We start from the raw sequence: 18,188 nt of genomic DNA on the forward strand, positions 1-18,188 counted from the left end.
TTGATTCACTTTCGTCATCACCTGATTTCGCTGGCCGCAGTGTTTCTCGCGTTGGGTATCGGGATCCTGCTGGGGGGAACGGCCGGACAATCGTGGTTTGCGATGAAGGAACAGGAAGTCCTGAAGAACATGGAAGCCAAATACGACCAGGCGCTGCGCAGCAACAGCGAGCTGAAGCAGCAGCTAAACCGGATCTTGGTACAAATGGAGCGGAGCCACGAAGAAGTGGAGCGGCTGTTGGCCACCCGGTATTCCGATGAACTGAGGGGAAGCAGCGTGTATGTCTGGCATGCGGATCAGCAGCGAATGGGGCGGCTCAAGCAGATGTTCCGCTCCGTCGGGGTAAACGTGCTGTCCTACCGGGAGGGAAGCGTGCCGCTGGACGGGCCGCTTCTGGTCTTTGGCCCCGTGCAGCCGGACTGGTTGGCGAAGCTGCCGCGCGACTGCCGCTGGCTGTACGCGGAAGAGGTGCCCGATTCGCCGGCCAAACAGTGGGGGTTGTTGGAAAACGTGCAAAAGCTGCTGACGGAAATGAGGGAGGCGCGTGAAAACAGTTAGCGTGGTTATTCCCGCCTACAACGAGGCCGACTCCATCGTTCCCACGCTGCGGGCTGTCCGCGAGCGCGTCACCTGCGACGAACTGATCGTCGTCGACGACGGCAGTACGGACGGGACGGGCGAACTGGCGGACGGCTGGGCCGATCTGGTGATCCGACTGCCGCGCAACCAGGGCAAAGGGGGGGCGCTGCAGACGGGCTGGCGGCGTGCCGGCGGTGACATCGTGCTGCTCTTGGACGGCGATCTGCGGGAAAGTGCGGCGGAAGCGAACGACCTGCTCGCTCCCGTCCTCGCCGGCGCCTGCGACATGGCAGTGGCCGTACTTCCTGCTCCGGCGAGAAAGGCGGGCGTGGGATTGGCAAAAGGGCTGGCGCATCACGGCATCCGGCTGCTGACCGGGTATCGGGCACGGGCGCCGCTGTCGGGGCAGCGGGCCGTTCGCCGCCAGGTGCTGGAACACACGGGGCGTTTGGACACGGGCTTTGGCATCGAAGTCGGGCTGACCATCGATGCGCTTCGAGCCGGGTACCGGGTGCTGGAGGTGCCGGTCGCCTTTTCCCACCGGCAGACCGGAAATGATTGGGCCGGTTGCTGTCACCGGGGAAAAGAATTTTTGGCGATCGGCCGGGCGCTCGGGCGCAAATGGTGGGAGGGAGGCATGTGGACGCGAAACTGATGGCGCTGCTGTCGCTCGGCGTCGGCGTCCCCGCGGTCGGGCATTGGCTGCTGTTTTCCGCCTTTCTGGAGAAGCTGCGCCAGCGGGGCATGATCCGCAAGAATTACAGGGGCGAAGACGTGGTGACGGGAGGCGGCGTGGCGGTCTTTTGCCATGCAGCCGCCGCGCAGGCGGCCATGCTGCTCGTCTGCCTGATTGCCGCCGAAGAGCCTGCCATGCTGCGCGTGGGCGTTTTGTTCCTGGCCGGTTCGGCGTCGATGGCGTTTTGGGGCTGGCTGGACGACTGCAGTTCCGACAAAGCGGTAAAAGGCTTCCGCGGCCACCTCGGCGCGCTCTGGAAGGAACGGCGCATGACCGGCGGCATGTGGAAAGCGTGGGGAGGAGGGAGCACGGCCCTGTTGGTCAGTCTCGCCCTTTACGGGGAGACGCTGCCGGCGCTTGCAGCCGCCGGCCTGCTGGCGCTGTCGCCCAACGTATTGAACATGTTTGACCTGCGGCCGGCGCGCGCGCTCAAGGTGTTCGCGCTGCTTGCGGCCGTGGCCGTGGGGGGCGGGGCGTTTGCGGCAGGGGCCGCGCCCTGCTGGGTATGGATGGTTCCCGTTGCGGCTGCGGCTGCGCTGGTGTTTCGGCATGACGCCGCAGGCCGCTTGATGCTGGGCGACACGGGAGCCAACTACCTGGGGTTCGCGGCTGGGTTCGGCCTCGCGACCAACCTGCCGCTCGCCGTGCAGATTGCCATCCTGCTCGTGTTTGCGGGCCTCCACCTGCTGGCGGAATTCGTCTCCTTTTCCCGCGTGATCCAATCCGTCGGCTGGCTGAACCGGCTGGACCAGTGGGGCCGTCCGGCCGAAACGAAATAGAACCAGGTCGTCACGCCTGGTTCTAGTCTTCGTCGTCCTCCGGATCGCGTTTCATGAAGCGGGGCTGTACGCGGTTCCGCTTCCGGTCGTGGTGCAGGATGAACCCGCCGATAAAGCTGACGGGACCCACGAACAGCAAAAGGCCCAGCAGCAGCTTTCCCCAGAGAAAGTCCACGTCGGGGGTTACGGAGTAAAAAAGCGCATCGCGGATCAGTTTGATTCCGTACATGGCGAGCGCTGCAGGAATCACCATGATCAGGAGCGCGATCAGTTTTTGGCCGATCAAGGGCGTTTTCACCCCTTTCCAACTTGCTCCCTTCCCATCATAATGGATGGGTCGCCCCTTGTCCAACGGAACATGCGCCTGTCCAACCGGACGCGCATGGGGTACAATGGTAACAGTCTGATTTCTGATTGATGGAAAGAGGGATCGCGCATGCACAAGCTGCTCATCGTCGGGGCCGGCCGGGGCGGAACGGCGCTCCTGCGGCTGCTGAGCAACATGGAGGAGATGACGATCATCGCCGTGGTGGATGAGCGGAGCGACGCGCCGGGCCTGGAACTGGCCCGTTCGCTGGGAATCGAGGTCGGCACCGATTTTCGGCCGTATCTGTCCCGGGACGTGGACGTGATTCTGGAGGCGACCGGCAACCAGGCGGCCTATGAAGAGATCCTGCGCCTCAAACAGGAAAAGACGGCGCTGATTCCGGGGACGTTTACCGGCATCATCATGAAGCTGATCAGCGAGCGGGAGGCGCTGATCGCCGCTTTGACGCAGAACCAGCGGGAGCGGGAGACCATGCTGAACTCCACCCATGACGCGATCATCGCCGTCAACCGGCAGGGGGTGATCACCCTGTTCAACAAGGCGGCGGAACGGCTGATGGGCCTCGAGGCAGCGGATGTGCTGGGGACGGTAGCAGCGGAGAAGATCCCCAACACGCGCTTACATATTGTATTGGAGACGGGGCAGCCGGAGCTCAACCAGGAGCAGGTGCTGCCCAATCAGACGCGCATCATCACCAACCGCGTTCCCGTACGCAACGAACAAGGCGAGGTGGTGGGCGCCGTCGCCATCTTCCGCGACATCACGGAAATCATGGCGCTGGCGGAAGAAGTGACCGACCTGAAAGAACTGAAAAGCATGCTGCAGGCGATCATTCATTCGTCCGACGAGGCCATCTCGGTCGTCGACGCCAAGGGAAACGGCCTGTTAATCAATCCCGCGTACACCCGGCTGACCGGCCTGCAGCCTGACGACATCATCGGCAAGCCGGCAACGGTGGACATCTCCGAAGGGGACAGCATGCACATGCGTGTCCTGAAGACAAAAAAGCCGGTTCGCGGCGTACATATGAAGTTGGGACCGAAACGCAAGGACGTCGTCGTCAACGTGGCTCCGGTCATGGTGGACGGGGAGCTGAAAGGCAGCGTCGGGGTGATCCACGACGTGTCGGAGATCAAACGGCTGACGGAAGAACTGGAGCGGGCCCACCAGATTATCCGCACCCTCGAAGCCAAGTACACCTTCGCCGACATCATCGGTTTCAGCGAGCCGATGCGGGCGGCAATCGAACAGGCGCAAAAGGCCGCCTTGACCCGGGCGACCGTGCTCTTGCGCGGCGAATCGGGGACGGGCAAGGAACTGTTTGCCCACGCCATCCACAACGCCAGCGAACGCAAGTACAAGCAGTTCATCCGCGTCAACTGCGCCGCGATTTCGGAGCATCTGCTGGAGAGCGAACTGTTCGGATACGAGGAGGGAGCGTTCACGGGCGCGCGGCGCGGCGGCAAGCGGGGTTTGTTCGAGGAAGCCAGCGGCGGCACCATTTTTCTCGATGAAATCGGCGAACTGTCGATGAGCATGCAGGTAAAACTGCTTCGCGTCCTGCAGGAGCGGGAGGTGGTGCGCGTCGGCGGCACCAAGGCGATCGACGTCGACGTCCGCGTCATTGCCGCCACCCACGTCAACCTGGAATCGGCGATCCAGGCGGGCCGCTTTCGGGAAGACTTGTACTACCGGCTCCTCGTGGTGCCGATCTACATCCCGCCGCTGCGGCAGCGGCTGGAGGACATACAGCCGCTCGCCCTGCACCTGCTGCGCAAGTACAATCAGGAGTACGGGCGCAGCGTCGAGGAGATCGCCCCGGAGACGCTGCGGATCCTGCTCTCCTACCACTGGCCGGGCAATGTGCGGGAGCTGGAAAACGTGCTGGGCCGGGCGATGATCCACATGCGGATCAGCGAGCGGATCATCCTGCCGGAGCATCTGCCGCCGCTGGAACGAAAAAGCGGAAACCTCGGCGGACCGGGACAGCCGTTTGCCGCCTCCACGGGCAAGACGCTGAAGGAGGCGGTGGAAGAAGCGGAGCGGCAGCACATCATCCGCGAACTGGCCGCCGCTCAAGGCAACCGGACGCTGGCGGCCAAACGCCTGGGCATTTCGATCCGCAGCCTTTATTACAAGCTGGAAAAGCTGGGGATCGCCGAGGAGCAGAGCTGAGCGAGACGACCATGCAATTTTTTGCATGCAACCTTTTGCCTATCCGTGCAAAATCATGCACAGGGCAGAGGCAAGCCCGAGCGGGTCCTTCGCAAAAATGAAGCGCTTTCATTCCCTTTCTTTTATGGCACGACTATTGCATAATATACCAATCGGGGAGCAGGCAGATGGGCCCTCTCCGCATGACTGCCGGATTGCGAAGACGAATCATACTAGGGAGGTTTCTTCATGAACATCTTTGATTACATGCAAAAGTACGACTACGAGCAGCTTGTCTTCTGTCAAGACGAAAACTCCGGTTTGAAAGCGATCATCTGCATTCACGATACGACACTGGGACCGGCCCTGGGCGGCACGCGCATGTGGCCGTACAAATCCGAGGAAGAAGCGATTGTTGACGTGCTGCGGCTCGCCCGCGGGATGACCTACAAAAACGCGGCGGCCGGCCTGAATATCGGCGGCGGAAAAGCCGTGATCATCGGCGATCCGCGCAAAGACAAGAGCGAGGAACTGTTCCGGGCCTTTGGCCGCTACATCCAGGGATTGAACGGCCGCTACATCACGGCCGAGGACGTGGGAACGACCGTGGCCGACATGGACATGATCCATCTGGAAACGGACTTTGTCACCGGCGTCTCTCCGGCGTTCGGCTCCAGCGGCAACCCCTCGCCGGTAACCGCCTACGGCGTCTACCGCGGCATGAAGGCGGCCGCCAAGCTGGCGTTTGGCAGCGACGACCTGTCAGGCCGCGTGGTGGCGGTGCAGGGCGTGGGCAACGTGGCGTACAACCTCTGCCGCCACTTGCACGAAGAAGGGGCCCATCTGATCGTGACCGACATCAACGAGGAGAACGTCAACCGGGCGGTGGAGGACTTTGGCGCGAAAGCGGTCGGCGTCAACGAGATCTTCAGCGTCGACTGCGACATTTTCTCACCGTGCGCGCTCGGGGCGATCATCAACGACGACACGATTCCGCTGCTGAAGGCGAAGGTGATCGCCGGCGCGGCCAACAACCAGTTGAAAGAAGAACGGCATGGCGATATGATTCATGAGATGGGCATCATCTACGCGCCGGACTACGTGATCAACGCGGGCGGCGTGATCAACGTGGCGGATGAGCTGCAGGGCTACAACCGGGAGCGGGCGCTGAAAAAGGTGGAGACGATCTACGACAACATCCTGAAGGTGTTCGAGATCGCCGAGCGCGACGGCGTACCGTCCTACAAGGCGGCCGACCGCATGGCGGAGGAGCGCATCGCCAGCGTCGCCAAGTCCCGCAATACATTCCTTCGAAACGGCAAGACTGTTTACCACCGCTAATACCGCCGCCTGACCGGCGGCTTGTCCGGGGAGCGCCCGCGGCAGCGCTGCGGACGCCCCGATACATAACCAGCCGAGTGAATGTTCATATTCGCCGGACGCGAAAGCAGATCCCGGACGGTGGAGTCGGCCCCAGCCGCCCCGCCACGGACGAAAGGAGATGGAACGCATGTCACAGGAATTTGATCTCGTCGTGTTGGGAGGCGGGACAGGCGGTTACGTCGCGGCGATCCGCGCCTCCCAGTTGGGGATGAAAGTGGCGATCGTCGAAAAGGAGAAGCTGGGCGGCACCTGCCTGCACCGCGGCTGCATCCCCTCCAAGGCGCTGCTGCGCAGTGCCGAGGTGTACGCGACCCTGAAGGAAAGCGACAAGTACGGCGTCTTGGCCGACAGCGTGGGCTACGACTTCCGCAAGGTGCAGTCGCGCAAGCAGGGGATCGTCGAGCAGCTGCACAAGGGCGTTCAGTACCTGATGAAAAAAGGGAACATCGCGGTTTTTGAAGGGGTTGGCCGCGTCATGGGGCCGTCGATTTTTTCGCCGCAGGCAGGGGCCGTGCGGGTGGAAAAGCCGAACGGGGACCAGGAGATGATCGTCCCCCGCTTTTTGCTCATTGCCACCGGTTCCCGCCCCCGGACACTGCCGGGCTTGACGATTGACGGCACAGATGTGGTGACGAGCGACGAAGCGCTTCAATGGGAAGAACTGCCGTCGTCCGTCACGATTGTCGGCGGCGGCGTGATCGGCATCGAGTGGGCCTCCATGCTGAACGACTTCGGCGTCGAGGTGACGGTGGTGGAGTACGCCGACCGGATCCTGCCGCTGGAAGACGAGGAGATCAGCAAGGAGATGGCCCGTCTGCTGAAAAAGCGCAAGGTGAACATCGTCACCGGCGCAAAGGTGCTGCCGGACACCCTGGAGAAATCGGACGGCCGCGTCTCGATTCAGGCGGAGACGGCCGGCGGCGTGCAGACGTTTGCGGCCGAGAAGCTGCTGGTATCCGTAGGGCGGCAGGCCAACGTGGAAAACATCGGCCTGGAGGCGACGGAGATCAAGGTGGAGCGCGGCGTGATCGCCGTCAACCAGCACTATCAGACGGCGGAGTCCCACATCTACGCCATCGGCGACGTCATCGGCGGGCTGCAGCTTGCCCACGTGGCCTCGCACGAAGGCATCCTGGCCGTGGAACACATGGCCGGCCTCAATCCGGAGCCGCTGGACTACAGCAAAGTGCCGAAGTGCACGTACAGCCGGCCGGAGGTGGCCAATGTCGGCCTGACGGAAGCGGAAGCGCGCCAGCAGGGCTACGAGGTAAAGGTCGGCAAATTCAGTTTCAAACCGTTGGGGAAAGCGCTCGTCCACGGCGAAAACGACGGCTTTGTCAAGGTGGTGGCCGATGCGAAGACCAACGACCTTTTGGGCGTGCACATGATCGGCCCCCACGTGACGGACATGATTTCCGAAGCGGGACTGGCCCGCGTCCTGGACGCCGCTCCGTGGGAAATCGGCCATGCCATACACCCGCATCCGACCCTGTCCGAAGCGCTCATGGAAGCGGCGCTGGCAGTGGACGGCAAGGCGATTCACATTTAGCGCGAATAGCAAGGAGGGTATCCGACGATGACAACCAAGCGTCATGAACAAGTGGGCTTGACGGACGCGCAGGTGCTGGACATGTACTATTACATGCTCCTGGCGCGCAAGATTGACGAGCGCCAATGGCTGCTGAACCGGGCGGGCAAGGTGCCGTTCGTCATTTCCTGCCAGGGGCAGGAAGCGGCGCAGGTGGGAGCGGCCTTTGCCCTGCAGAAGGGAAAGGACTACCTCTGCCCGTATTACCGCGACCTCGGCGTGGTGCTGGTCTTCGGACAGACGGCGCGCGACTGCATGCTGTCGGCGTTCGCCAAGGCGGAAGACCCGAACAGCGGCGGCCGGCAGATGCCCGGCCACTTCGGCGGCAAGAAGTGGAACATCCTGACCGGGTCCAGCCCGGTGACGACGCAGGTGCCGCACGCAGTGGGCATCGCGCTGGCCGGCAAAATGCAGAAAAAGGACTTCGTCGTCTACACGTCGTTCGGCGAAGGCTCCAGCAACCAGGGGGACTTCCACGAAGGGGCCAACTTTGCCGGCGTTCACAAGCTGCCCGTCATCTTCTTCTGCGAGAACAACAAGTACGCCATCTCCGTGCCGTTGAAAAAACAGCTCGCCTGCGAAAGCGTGGCGGACCGCGCGATCGGATACGGCTTTCCGGGCGTCAGCGTGGACGGCAACGACCCGATTGAAGTGTACCGGGTGATGAAGGAAGCGGTGGAGCGGGCCCGCTCCGGCGGAGGTCCGACGCTGATCGAAGCGGTCATGTACCGCCTCGTCCCCCACTCCAGCGACGACGACGACCGCACCTACCGGACGCGTGAAGAAGTGGAAGAAGCGAAGAAAAAAGACCCGATCCTGCTGTTCGGCCAATACCTGAAAGAGGTGGGCCTGATGGATGAGAACAAGGAGCAGGACTTGCTGGCCCGCGTGCAGATGGAAGTGGACGAGGCGACGGAGTACGCGGAAAACGCGCCTTATCCGGCGCCGGAATCGACGCTCACGCACGTGTACGGGGAATAAGGGGGTATCCAGATGGCAGTCATTTCGTTTATTGATGCGATTACCATGGCGATGCGCGAAGAAATGAGGCGCGATCCCAACGTGTTCATTCTCGGCGAGGACGTCGGCGTGCGCGGCGGCGTGTTTCGCGCCACCGTCGGTCTGATCGAAGAGTTTGGCGAAGAGCGCGTCATCGACACGCCTCTGGCGGAATCGGCCATCGTCGGCGTGGGGATCGGGGCCGCGGCGTACGGCATGCGCCCGATCGCCGAGATCCAGTTCGCCGACTTCATCATGCCGGCCGTCAACCAGATCGTCAGCGAAGCGGCGAAAATGCGTTACCGGTCCAACGGCGACTGGTACTGCCCGATCACGATCCGCGCCCCGTTTGGCGGCGGCGTGCACGGAGCGCTGTACCACTCCCAGTCCGTGGAAGCGCTGTTTACCAACGTGCCCGGCCTGAAAGTGGTGGCGCCGTCCACGCCGTACGACGCCAAAGGCCTGCTGAAAGCGGCCATCCGCGACGACGACCCCGTCCTCTTTTTCGAGCACAAGCGCTGCTACCGCCTGATCAAAGGGGAAGTGCCCGAGGAGGATTACGTCCTGCCGATCGGCAAGGCGGACGTCAAGCGGGAAGGGACGGACATCACGGTGATTTCGTACGGGCTGACGCTCCACTTCTGCCTGCAGGCGGCGGAAAAGCTGGCCGAAGAAGGCATCAGCGCCCATGTGCTGGATCTGCGCACGCTGTATCCGCTGGACAAGGAAGCGATTGCGGAAGCGGCCGCCAAGACGGGCAAGGTGCTGATCGTCCACGAAGACAACAAGGAAGGCGGCGTCGGCGCGGAAGTGGCTGCCGTGATCGCCGAACAATGTCTGTTTGACCTGGATGCGCCGATCAAGCGCCTGTGCGGCCCCGACGTTCCGGCCATGCCGTACAGTCCGCCGATGGAGAAGTTTTTCATGCTCAACCCGGACAAAGTGCTGGAAGCGATGCGGGAACTGGCGCATTTTTAAGGGGTTCAATAAGGCGATAGGAGGACCGTGGACATGGCAACAAAAGTGCTAATGCCCCAGCTTGGCGAAAGCGTGACCGAAGGCACCATCACCAAATGGCTGGTGAAGGTGGGAGATGTGGTCAAGAAATACGATCCGTTGGCCGAAGTGACCACGGACAAGGTAAATGCGGAAGTGCCGTCCACCGTCTCCGGTCGGGTAACGGAGATCGTCGTGCCCGAGGGAGAGACGGTGGCAGTGGGGACGCTGATCCTGTACATCGAAGAGGAGGGCGTCGCGGCTGAGCCGCAGGCCCCGGCGGCAGCGGAGCCCGTCGCGGCAGCAGCGCCCGCAGCTCCGGCCAAGCCCGTCAGCGCGACGCCGAAAGCCCCGTCCCAACCGGCAGCGGCAGCCGAACGGCAGGGCGGCAAGCAGCGCTATTCGCCGGCGGTGCTGCGATTGGCGCAGGAACACGGGATCGACCTGTCCCGCGTCAACGGAACCGGACTGGGCGGACGGGTGACGCGCAAAGACGTGCAGGCGATCATCGACGCGGGCGGCCAGCCGCCGGCAGCGGCCGAGACCCCGGCAGCGGCGGCACCTGCCCAGCGGCCTATGGAGGCTTCGGCGGTAAGCGCTCCGTCCGCCCAGCCCGCTGCGCCGGCCGCCTCCGCTGCGGCGTCGGCAGGCGCGAGCGCCTTTGACATCCCGGTGGCGGCGGGTGATCAGATCATCCCGGTGACGCCCGTGCGCAGGACGATTGCCAACCGGATGGTGCAGAGCAAACACGAAGCCCCTCACGCTTGGACGATGGTGGAAGTGGACGTGACCAACCTGGTCAACTTCCGCAATCAGGTCAAAGAGGAGTTCAAGCGCAAGGAAGGGGTAAACCTCACCTTCCTGCCGTTTTTCATCAAGGCCGTGGTGGAAGCGCTCAAGGAATACCCGATGCTCAACTCCACCTGGGCGGGCGACAAGATCATCGTCAGGAAAAACATCAACATCTCCATCGCCGTGGCGACGGAGGAGGCGCTGTTCGTACCCGTGATCAAGGACGCGGACCAAAAGTCGATCCTCGGCATCGCCAAATCGATCGAGGATCTGGCGGCCCGCACGCGCGCCGGCAAACTGACGGTGGAAGACATGACAGGCGGCACGTTCACGGTGAACAACACCGGCTCGTTCGGCTCCGTTCTGTCCATGCCGATCATCAACGCCCCGCAGGCGGCCATTCTCAGCGTGGAGGCGATCGTCAAACGGCCGGTGGTGATCGACGACATGATCGCCATCCGTTCGATGGTGAACCTCTGCCTCTCGCTGGACCACCGCGTGCTGGACGGCCTCGTCTGCGGCCGCTTCCTGCAAAGCGTCAAGCAGAAGCTGGAGGCCATCGGCCCGGACACCAAACTGTACTAGCCAACGCGACACAAGGCCAGATTCCCACAGGAATCTGGCTTTTGTGTGCGGACAAAGGAACTGTTGGCGGGAGAAGCACGTTTCCGGCATCCGCTCCGTGCTCGCCCAGCAAGGACGCATGGACTGCACGCTCCGCACCGATTTGCGGGGGAGCGCCAAAGTCGCATCGCTACGAAGCCCATTCAGAGGTGGCGCTCCTTTTTCCCGCAACTCGCTGCTCCGCTCGGTAGGGCTCACAAGTCGCTCTGCTGGAAACATGCTTCTCCTCGATGCAATCGGTTTGTCTTCAGTCTGAGGCCAGATTCACACAGGAATCTGGCCTTTCTCATGTTTGCTGAATTTTTGTGTAACCGTTTTGTAACCTTTTGCCTGCTTCCGTCGTCATAGCTTAATGAACCGGTTGTGTTTACCATTTTCCGATGAACAGATTCCCTCTGTTTCGTATTTATGGTAAACTGATAGCGGTTCGACAAGAAGAGAGTGTAAAAGATTACGAGAAGCATGGGAGGACAAACATGGAGAAGAGCAAAAAGACACTTCCGATTGTGTTGGCAACAGCGCTTGTATCCACGCCGCTTTTGGCGGCCCCGCATTCCGCATATGCGATCGATGACCTGTCCGTTGATCCGGAGGACGATACGGCAGGCGAAGAAAGCGCCTATTATATCGATTTTGTCCTGGACGAGGACTTGAAGAAGGGAGACATCATCTACATCAGGTTTGACAAGGATTTCGATGTCGATTCCAACATTGATGAAGACGACATCGATGCCAGTGTCGATGTAAAAAAAGTCGAAGTCTCCGGCAGAACGATCGAGATTACCGTTGACGAAGCCGTGGATGCGGGAGAGGATATCTCCATCGACATCGACAGCGGCATCACCAACCCGGATGAAGAGGATTCCTACATCGTCTCCGTGAAAACGTCCAGGGAGTCCTGGGAAGACTACGAGGTCGACATTGTGGACGACAGCAGCAGCAGCTCCGCCAAGGATGACGATTTTGACGTGTACATCAGCCGCACGACAGAAGGCGAAACGTCCAAATACGAGCTGGGTCCGATCAAATTGAAGGACAAACTGACCAAAGGCGATTGGGTCACCGTCTACTTCCCGGATGAAGACATGCTCCCGAGCAAAATCAGCACCGACGACGTGGACATTAACGAGTATGAACCCGACGATGTCAGAATTTCCGGCAACAAGGTGGAAATCAAGGTGCCGTCCAAGGCCGCCGGCGACAAAACATTGACGCTCACCTTCTACGAAGGAGCGGAAATTGAGAATCCCGATGCGGACGACGATTACGTCATCGAAGTCAAATGGGACGGCACTACATACACGTCGGAAGAATTTGAAATCAAAGGTTCCAGCTCCAGTTCGACCAGCGGTTCGGGCGACTTCAGCGTGACCCTTTCCGACTCTGGTGTGGGAGCGCGTTCCAGCTACACGTTTGAAGCCGACTTCGGCAGCAGGAAGCTGGCTTCCGACAGCGACGTGATCGTGGAATTCCCGTCCGCCGACATGGTTCCGGGCTATCTCAATCCGTCCGACTTTGCCATTAACGGCAAAACGCCGCGCAAGGTGGCGCCGTCCGGCAACAAAATCTACCTGACCACGCCGTACAGCTTCACCTCTTCCAGCAAAGTCAAGGTGGACATCTCGTACGATGCATGGCTGACCAATCCGAAAACGGCGGGAAGCTACCAGTTGAAGATGACGGTGGACGGCAAAACGATCACGTCCAAACCTTTCACCATCTCGGGTACGTCGGTCACGCCGGCACCGACGCCGACACCGAACCCGGCTCCGGCAGCGGGCACGCCTGCCCAGGTAAACAACAGCACGTCCACCATCACGCTGACCAACACGGCCGTGGGCAAACCGACCGGCGTCAACATCGCGATCAAGGGCGTGACGATGCCGCTGTACAAGCAGCGCGACTTCATCGAGATCGTGTTCCCGGCCGGCTACCGCGTACCTGCCTACATCGCTCCGGCAAACGTGACGGTAAATGGCGTCGCTGCCAACTTCGTCGCCGTTCGCGGTCAAAATGTGCTGGTCTATCCGGCGCAGGACATTCCGGCTGGCGGCGCAGCCAATGTCGTGATCGGCGCAGGCGCCAACATCATTAACCCGTCGGTGAAAAACGCGTACAGCATCAGCGTGTTTACGTCTGAGGAAAAAGGCCTGCTGTTTGCCCGTGCCGTCGGCGTAGGCATGCCGGCACCGGCGCAAAAGCCGGCAACGCCGCAGCCGCAGCCGCAACCGCAGCCTGCGGTGACCGTTCCGGCAAACGCGGCGCTGTTTAAACTGAACACGCCGTCGTTCACGCTGCACGGCAAGAGCTACCCGCTGCAGGCGGCGCCATACCTGGCCAACGGCAGCACGACAATGGTTCCGGCGCAGTTCTTTAAGGAAGCGCTGGCGCTGACCACCATCTGGAACAACAATACCGTAACGATTGTCAGCGGCACGAACCAGATCAAACTCACGGTTGGCGCCAAGACAGCCCGTGTCAACGGCAAGGAGGTAACCCTGCCGGCGCCTGTCGCGCTGAAAAACAACATGCCGATGATCCCGATCCGTTTCGTGACGGATTCGCTCGGCTACAAAGTGGGCTGGGATGCCAAAACGTCCAGCGTGTACGTCTACCGCTAATCCCCAGCGGCGCATGAAAAACCCCCTTCCAATGCGGAAGGGGGTTTTCCGTTGTACGGGGCTGGATGCCGCCTGCCTGTCTACGGCTGAAAGTAGAAAAACATCGGGACGACCAGCGATATCACCAGCACGATTACCAACACTTTGGCAAACAGGGACTGATTCCTCATCGTAACTACCTCCTGAACCGGGCCTTGCAAAAATTACTTCACGAAAAGTGGAAATTGTCGCGTTATTGTGTACTTCGCTGTGCTAGAATTGGAAGGGGGAGCCTTTCCTTCCTCCTTGCCAATTACACAGGAAACGGGGGTTGACCGGTGACTACAAAAGATTGTACCGAACTGTACCGGAAGTGGCAACAGGAGCTGGCCGCGCGTCTGGCAAAGACGCCGGAGCGCAAACAGCGCTTTGCCACCTCGTCGGATATTGAGATAGATCCGCTGTACGTGCCGGATCGGATTGATGACGCTTACATGGAAAAAATTGGTTTACCGGGCGAATATCCCTATACCCGCGGCGTTCAGCCCAACATGTACCGCGGCCGTCTGTGGACGATGCGCCAATACGCCGGATTCGGTTCGGCGGAGGAGACCAACAAGCGCTTTCGTTATCTGCTGGAACAGGGACAAACCGGGCTCAGCGTGGCCTTTGACCTGCCGACCCAGATCGGGTACGACTCCGACGATCCGATGGCGGCTGGCGAGGTGGGCAAGGTGGGGGTCGCGATCGATTCGCTGGAGGACATGGAGACCCTGCTGGCGGGAATTCCGCTCGACAAGGTCAGCACGTCGATGACGATCAACGCGCCCGCTTCCGTGCTGCTGGCGATGTACATCGCCGTGGCGGAAAAGCAGGGGGTGCCGTCGGAAAAGCTGTCGGGCACGATTCAAAACGACATTCTCAAGGAGTACATCGCGCGCGGCACGTACATCTTTCCGCCGAAGCCGTCGATGCGGCTGATCACCGATATCTTTGCCTACTGCGCCAAACACGTGCCCAAGTGGAACACCATTTCCATCAGCGGCTACCACATTCGGGAGGCCGGGTCCACCGCCGTGCAGGAAGTCGCCTTTACCCTCGCGGACGGCATGGCCTACGTGGAAGCGGCGCTGCAGGCCGGATTGGACATCGATCAGTTTGCGCCGCAGTTGTCGTTTTTCTTCAACGGGCACAACCACTTCTTTGAAGAGATCGCGAAGTTCCGCGCGGCACGCCGGATGTGGGCGCGCCTGATGCGGGAGCGCTACGGGGCCAAGAATCCGAAGTCCTGGCAGTTCCGCGTCCACACCCAGACGGGCGGTTCGACGCTGACCGCGCAGCAGCCGGACAACAACATCGTGCGCGTGACCATACAGGCCCTGGCCGCGGTGCTGGGCGGCACGCAAAGCCTGCACACCAACTCGCGCGACGAGGCACTCGCCCTGCCGACGGAGGAATCGGCGCGGATTGCGCTTAGGACGCAGCAAATCATCGCGTTTGAGAGCGGCGTGACCGACACCGTCGATCCCCTGGCCGGTTCATACTACGTCGAGTACCTGACCGACCAGATCGAGTCCAGAGCGCTGGAATATCTGGAAAAAATCGAACAGATGGGCGGGGCGGTGGCCGCCGTGGAAGCGGGCTACATGCAGCGGGAAATTCAAAAGCAGGCCTATGAAACGCAGCGGAAGATCGAATCGGGCGAAGAAAAAGTGGTCGGCATGAACTGCTTTCAACTGGAAAACGAGCCGCAGCCCGAGCTGCTCCGCGTCGATCCGGCCTTGGGCCGCAAACAAAAGGAGCGCCTGGATGCGCTGCGGGCGCGTCGTGACAATCTCATTGTCGAGCAAACGCTCAATCGGCTGCGGGCAGGCGCGGAGGGGACGGAAAACCTCATGCCGCTGATTTTGGAGTGTGTCCGAAGCTACGCCACCATCGGCGAAATCTGCGGCGTGCTGCGCGAGGTGTTCGGCGAGTACCGCGCCGTGTAGGAACAGCCGCTGTCAAGGATTCACAGTGAACAAGGGGGATCAACATGGAACGAACCATTCGCGTACTGGTAGCCAAACCGGGGCTGGACGGCCATGACCGCGGCGCTCTGGTGGTCGCGCAAGCGCTGCGGGACGAGGGCATGGAAGTGGTCTATACCGGGCTGCGGCAAACGCCCGCGCAGATTGTCAGCGCCGCCATACAGGAGGACGTGGACGTCATCGGCCTGTCGTGTCTGTCGGGCGCCCACAACGAGCTGTTTCCGGAAGTGGTGCGCCTGCTCAGGGAACAGGGGGCGGACGACATTCTCGTCATCGGCGGCGGGGTCATTCCGCAGGAGGACATTCCCTATCTGAAATCGCAGGGGATCGCCGAGGTCTTTACTCCGGGGACGCCGACGCGGGTGACAGCCGATTTCATCCGCTCCCAGGTAAAGCGCAAACGGATGAGCCTGCAGCCCGCTCCCAACAAGATTGCCCACATCGGCATCGCGGTCAAAAGCCTGGAGGATGCCCTGCCGTTCTACACGGAGCAGTTGGGGCTGCCGCTGCTGGGGACGGAAGAGGTGGCGTCGGAACAGGTGCGGGTGGCGTTTTTGGGGATCGGCGAGAGCCGCATCGAGCTCCTGGAGCCGAGCGGTCCGGACAGCCCGATCGCCCGTTTCATCGAAAAGCGGGGAGAAGGCATTCATCACATTGCCCTCGACGTGGACGATGTGAATGAGCGCTTGCTCCGCCTGCGCGAAAACGGCGTTCCGCTGATCCATGAAACGGCCAAGCCGGGCGCCCACGGTGCGCAGATTGCTTTCCTGCACCCCAAGGGGGCGCATGGCGTCCTGTACGAACTGTGTCAGGGTCCGGCAGCATCCGAGAGCAAGGAGGAAGCGGCACATGAATGAAGCGATGTACGAAAAAATAGACGACATGTACGAACGGAAGCGGAAGGTGGAGATGGGCGGCGGCGACGAAAAAATCGCCGCCCAGCACAACCGCGGCAAACTGACTGCCAGGGAACGGCTTGACATCCTGCTCGATCCGGACAGTTTCGTGGAACTGCAGCCGTTCGTCAAACACCGGGCCACCCACTTCGGCATGGACAAGCTGGAGGCGCCAGGCGAAGGCGTGGTCACCGGTTACGGCAGGATCAACGGACGCCTGGTGTACGTGTTTGCCCAGGACTTCACCGTCTTTGGCGGAGCCCTGGGAGAAATGCACGCCAGAAAGATTGCGAACATCATGGATTTGGCGGCGAAAAACGGCTCCCCGATCATCGGCCTGAACGACTCCGGCGGCGCGCGGATCCAGGAAGGGGTCGTCTCCCTGGACGGGTACGGCCATATTTTTTACCGCAATTCCATTTACTCCGGGGTTGTCCCGCAAATCTCCGTGATTCTCGGTCCGTGCGCGGGCGGGGCGGTGTATTCGCCGGCCATTACCGACTACGTCTTTATGGTGGAGAAGACGTCGCAGATGTTCATCACCGGCCCCAAAGTGATCGAGACGGTCACCGGCGAAAAAATCTCCAGCGAAGACCTTGGCGGCGCCTCGGTGCATTCCGCCATCAGCGGCAACGCCCATTTCACGGCGGAGACGGAAGAGGACGTGCTGCAACAGGTGCGTCGCCTGCTCGCCTTTCTTCCGCAAAACTACCGCGAGGAACCTCCGCGCCTCCCGTACGAGGGGGACCCGGGCGACTGGCTGGAAGAGCTGATCGAGCTGGTGCCCGTGGCCGGAACGAAAGTGTACGACGTGAAAAAAGTGCTGGAGAAAGTGGTGGACCACGGCGATTTTCTGGAGGTGCAGCCCAATTTTGCCCGAAACATCGTGGTCGGCTTCGGCCGAATCAACGGACAAAGCGTGGGGTTGATCGCCAACCAGCCCAAAGTGATGGCCGGCGGGTTGGACATCGATTCCTCGGACAAGCTGGCCCGGTTTATTCGCACGTGCGACGCGTTTAACGTGCCGCTGATCACGTTTGTGGACGTCACCGGCTTTTTCCCGGGCATCAATCAGGAGCACGGCGGAATCATCCGCCACGGGGCGAAAATCCTGTACGCCTATTCCGAAGCGACCGTGCCGAAGATCAGCGTCATCACGCGCAAGGCGTACGGAGGCGCGTACGTCGCGCTCAACTCCAAGGCGATCGGCGCCGACGTGGTCTACGCCTGGCCGAACGCGGAGATTGCCGTGATGGGCCCGGAGGGGGCGGCCAACGTCATCTTCGCCCGGGACATCGAGCAAAGCGACGATCCGGCCGCCACGCGGCAGGCGAAGATCGCCGAATACCGCGAGAAATTTGCCAATCCGTACGTCGCGGCGGAGCACGGCATGGTGGACGACGTGATCGATCCGCGCGAAACGCGCAAGTACCTGAAGCTGTCGCTGGAGATGCTGAGGAACAAACAGGAGCAGCGGCCCGCCAAGAAACACGGAAACATCCCGCTGTGATCCGTTTGTTTGGCGGAAGAGTCCTGTACTTTTGAATGTTCAGGCAGTCGGCCGGACGGTTTGCGGGAATGCATGGTAGAAAAAAATTTTTTGCGGTATACTGGTACATGTGGGTAATTGGCAAGGAATGTGAATCCTCCCGGCCCGAGCGGCAGCAGCGTGCGGCATGAGGAGAAAAGCCAGGACACGGCCGC

General features: G+C 61.3%; 14 protein-coding genes. 13 read left to right on the plus strand and 1 reads right to left on the minus strand.

Annotation, left to right across the window (positions count from 1 at the left end):
* The 3 genes from FOI68_RS01385 to FOI68_RS01395 are packed head-to-tail and all read left to right on the plus strand — an operon-like array spanning position 1 to position 2,094.
* Positions 1-558 carry a copper transporter gene (locus FOI68_RS01385; RefSeq protein WP_044897635.1) on the plus strand — a complete coding sequence of 186 codons (558 nt, stop codon included), beginning with the start codon at positions 1-3 and terminating at the stop codon, positions 556-558.
* Entirely contained in the window at positions 545-1,234 is a 690-nt protein-coding gene (locus FOI68_RS01390; RefSeq protein ID WP_044897634.1) for a glycosyltransferase family 2 protein, read from the plus strand. Before FOI68_RS01385 ends, FOI68_RS01390 begins: the two co-directional genes overlap by 14 nt.
* Positions 1,219-2,094 (plus strand): hypothetical protein, encoded by an 876-nt coding sequence (locus FOI68_RS01395; RefSeq protein WP_029099499.1) that lies wholly within the window; start codon positions 1,219-1,221, stop codon positions 2,092-2,094. The genes FOI68_RS01390 and FOI68_RS01395 overlap by 16 nt, the downstream gene beginning before the upstream one ends.
* Before the next feature lie 22 nt (positions 2,095-2,116).
* Here FOI68_RS01395 and FOI68_RS01400 read toward each other — a convergent pair whose 3' ends face one another.
* Positions 2,117-2,380: a DUF2627 domain-containing protein gene (locus tag FOI68_RS01400; RefSeq protein ID WP_029099500.1), complete on the minus strand. Its 264-nt coding sequence runs from the start codon at positions 2,378-2,380 to the stop codon at positions 2,117-2,119.
* 150 nt (positions 2,381-2,530) lie between these two features.
* Here FOI68_RS01400 and FOI68_RS01405 point away from each other — a divergent pair, with 150 nt between their 5' ends.
* From FOI68_RS01405 to FOI68_RS01450, 10 genes are all read left to right on the plus strand, one after another.
* The gene (locus FOI68_RS01405) at positions 2,531-4,597 is read left to right on the plus strand and encodes a sigma 54-interacting transcriptional regulator (protein WP_044897633.1); all 2,067 of its coding nucleotides are present in this window, start codon (positions 2,531-2,533) and stop codon (positions 4,595-4,597) included.
* A gap of 228 nt (positions 4,598-4,825) precedes the next feature.
* Complete coding sequence (locus tag FOI68_RS01410) at positions 4,826-5,917, plus strand: Glu/Leu/Phe/Val dehydrogenase dimerization domain-containing protein (protein WP_044897632.1); 1,092 nt, start codon at positions 4,826-4,828, stop codon at positions 5,915-5,917.
* A 169-nt stretch (positions 5,918-6,086) separates the two neighbouring features.
* Positions 6,087-7,508: a dihydrolipoyl dehydrogenase gene (gene lpdA / locus FOI68_RS01415; protein ID WP_029099503.1), complete on the plus strand. Its 1,422-nt coding sequence runs from the start codon at positions 6,087-6,089 to the stop codon at positions 7,506-7,508.
* A 27-nt stretch (positions 7,509-7,535) separates the two neighbouring features.
* Positions 7,536-8,528: a thiamine pyrophosphate-dependent dehydrogenase E1 component subunit alpha gene (locus FOI68_RS01420; protein WP_035297914.1), complete on the plus strand. Its 993-nt coding sequence runs from the start codon at positions 7,536-7,538 to the stop codon at positions 8,526-8,528.
* Positions 8,529-8,540: 12 nt separating this feature from the next.
* Positions 8,541-9,524: an alpha-ketoacid dehydrogenase subunit beta gene (locus FOI68_RS01425; protein ID WP_035297912.1), complete on the plus strand. Its 984-nt coding sequence runs from the start codon at positions 8,541-8,543 to the stop codon at positions 9,522-9,524.
* A 33-nt stretch (positions 9,525-9,557) separates the two neighbouring features.
* On the plus strand, positions 9,558-10,919 hold the full coding sequence (locus tag FOI68_RS01430; RefSeq protein ID WP_143862125.1) for a dihydrolipoamide acetyltransferase family protein: 1,362 nt from the start codon (positions 9,558-9,560) through the stop codon (positions 10,917-10,919).
* 515 nt (positions 10,920-11,434) lie between these two features.
* Positions 11,435-13,579 carry a copper amine oxidase N-terminal domain-containing protein gene (locus tag FOI68_RS01435; RefSeq protein ID WP_143862126.1) on the plus strand — a complete coding sequence of 715 codons (2,145 nt, stop codon included), beginning with the start codon at positions 11,435-11,437 and terminating at the stop codon, positions 13,577-13,579.
* A 317-nt stretch (positions 13,580-13,896) separates the two neighbouring features.
* A complete protein-coding gene (locus FOI68_RS01440; protein ID WP_143862127.1) occupies positions 13,897-15,549 on the plus strand; it encodes an acyl-CoA mutase large subunit family protein in 1,653 nt (550 codons plus the stop codon).
* Between the two features lie 44 nt (positions 15,550-15,593).
* Positions 15,594-16,445 (plus strand): methylmalonyl-CoA epimerase, encoded by an 852-nt coding sequence (gene mce / locus FOI68_RS01445; protein WP_035289710.1) that lies wholly within the window; start codon positions 15,594-15,596, stop codon positions 16,443-16,445.
* A complete protein-coding gene (locus FOI68_RS01450) occupies positions 16,438-17,994 on the plus strand; it encodes an acyl-CoA carboxylase subunit beta (protein ID WP_143862128.1) in 1,557 nt (518 codons plus the stop codon). Before mce ends, FOI68_RS01450 begins: the two co-directional genes overlap by 8 nt.
* The last annotated feature ends 194 nt before the right edge of the window (positions 17,995-18,188 follow it).

Source organism: Brevibacillus sp. LEMMJ03 (assembly GCF_007197875.1).
GTDB lineage: Bacteria > Bacillota > Bacilli > Brevibacillales > Brevibacillaceae > Brevibacillus > Brevibacillus thermoruber.